1 protein-coding gene is annotated in these 1096 nt (G+C 70.7%); it reads right to left on the bottom strand.

What is annotated here, in order from left to right; genetic code table 11:
- Positions 1 to 906: glycosyltransferase family 2 protein (locus NBZ83_RS32285; RefSeq protein WP_261576529.1), on the bottom strand; the 906-nt coding region annotated here is incomplete at its 3' end.
- Positions 907 to 1096: the final 190 nt, after the last annotated feature.

Here is a 1096-nt window from a genome sequence, read left to right as displayed (position 1 = left end):
CTCGGCGCGGGCGGCGCGCCAGCGGGAGCGCACGGCGGGTTCCCAGGTCGGCCGGGCCAGACCGGCCGCGAGGCCGGCGAGGATCCCGGCGGCGCGACGCGCGTCCTGGAGGCGGCCGGTGGCGAGTTTGCGGGCGGTGAGGACGGCGAGCTGCCCGCCGTGCACCGCGGGCCAGCTCCAGCCCAGGGTGGCACGATGGCGGCGAGCGTAGACGGCGGCCGAGCGACCGAGCTCGGCGTGCAGCAGGCCCGAGCGACCGACGGTTTCGCCGCCGACGTGCACCACCGGCCATTCGTCGTCGGCCCAGGCGATCCGGCCGCCGGCCGCGTACAGCCGGGCGAACAGATCGGTCTCCTCGTAGTACATCCAGTAGTCCGGGTCGAAGCCACCGAGACGCAGGAAGGTCGGGACGCGGATGGCGAAGAAGGCGCCTACCGGGTGGCGCAGCTCCGGCCAGCGGGCGAGGGCCGCCGCCTCGCCGCGCAGCGTGATGAAGGCGCTCGTGAGCGGGGTAGGCAACACCGCCTGGGACCGTCCGGGGCCGCCCTCGCTGGCGAGGAACGGGAAACCCACGACGTCAACGGACGGCGGGTACCAGGCGAGCAGCTTCGGCAGGACCTCGGCGGTGTTGGGGGGGATCGTCACATCACTGTTGATCACCAACAGCCAGTCCGGCGCCGGACCGTCCTCGATGGCGTGGCGGACGGCGAGGTTGACGGCGGTGCCGTAGCCGACGTTGCCCTGGCCCTCGAGCACGCGCACCCCGACGGGCACCGCACGCCCGGCGAGTGTGTCGTTCTCCACCAGCACCGCACCGCAGCCGCTCATGGCGACCAGGACCGAGAGCAACTGGTCCAGACGGGTCGAGCCGCCGTGGGACACGACGACCGCCAACAAACTATGCATCATCCGCCTTCACTAAAACGTACAACGATAATCAGGAGATCAGCTGTAACTCCTCAGCTCCTCCGCCCGTCCACGGAGCACATCGACGAACATCTCGATCACGGTTAATTGATCAGAATTTCGCCGGCCCCGTCGCGCCCTTTGCCGAACCCCCGCGTACGACGACCGTCGTGACCGACCACGCCCACCC

Origin of the sequence: Frankia gtarii (assembly GCF_025403375.1) — a bacterium.
Taxonomy (GTDB): Bacteria; Actinomycetota; Actinomycetes; order Frankiales; family Frankiaceae; genus Frankia; species Frankia gtarii.
Note: the sequence above shows the minus strand (reverse complement) of the source record. Positions and strands in the feature narration are given on the sequence as shown.